This window comes from Campylobacter ureolyticus (assembly GCF_027277485.1).
Taxonomy (GTDB): domain Bacteria; phylum Campylobacterota; class Campylobacteria; order Campylobacterales; family Campylobacteraceae; genus Campylobacter_B; species Campylobacter_B ureolyticus_B.
Window position 1 is genome coordinate 1 of sequence record NZ_JAPXGQ010000041.1, and the last position, 1074, is coordinate 1074.

Genomic DNA, 1074 nt, shown 5'->3' on the forward strand with positions numbered 1-1074 from the left:
CTTCCCAAAGCTTAGTTATCTCATCTATTTCGAAATTTAGCTCATCACCCATTTCCTCGCTTATTTCAAAGTCCTTACTTAAAACACCTAAGCTCCATGGCTTAATATCCACACTTTTTCCACTTAAGCCATCTCTTACACTCATCTTTTGTATAAAGCCCTTTGGTTTAACCATAAATGGTAAAACTCCCATCTCATCACCCATTTCTATGGTGCTCTCAGTTGCTCCGAAATACTCTAACTCCTCAATGCTTAAATCTATTGGCTTGTAAAGATCATCTTGGACACTTGTAATAGTTATGTTTTTTAGCGCAAATACGTCCTCACAAGCCTCCACGCTAAGGCTTCCTTCTTTATCACTTCCTATATTTAGCACTCTTATTGACATATCACTTACACCTAAAGCTTTATTTGAAAAAAGTAGCACATCTCCAACCATTAAGTTTTTAAACTCATCACTGCTTACCTCAAATCTTAAATTTGCCAAAGGATAGCTAAGTTTTCTCATAAGTCTAGTTAGGACTTTATTTGCGTTAGAGGCATTTGTTATACTCATATACTCAACACTAAAAGCCCTCTCAAAGCCTAAAGTTTTTCTTGTAGCTGAGTTTATGGCACTGACACTTGCCTCGCTAAAGCTGCCACGCTGGGTATATTTAACCGTAACTCTTGAGTAAGTTTCATCCCAAGCCTTTCTTTTAAATTTCAAATTTGCCACATTACTTTCATTTATTAGCTTTAAATCACTTTGTTTATAGTTATCTCTTAATAGTCTTAAAGTTAGTTTTCCACTACTTGGATTTATGCAAAGTACTCCATCAATTGTTCTTAAAATTTCTTGCACCCACTCTTTAGCTTCTTGAGGTTTACTCATAACAAAGCTAATGCCAAGACCTTCTTTAACTAGTGCTTTATTGGCATTTATAAAGCTACTTTCATCAAGGACATTTTTATCAAGTCCGATTAAGGAAGTTAGCATATACCATAAAGCAGACGCTGGGTTAACATCACCATTTATCTCATCAAATGCACCACTGTATTTATCCCAATTAGTTAAAGATGTTCTTTTTACAA

The 1074-nt window shown here is 35.1% G+C and carries 1 protein-coding gene; it reads right to left on the bottom strand.

What is annotated here, in order from left to right:
• The coding region (locus O6B72_RS09345; RefSeq protein WP_269492995.1) for a phage tail protein at positions 1–1074 on the bottom strand (1074 nt) is incomplete at both ends.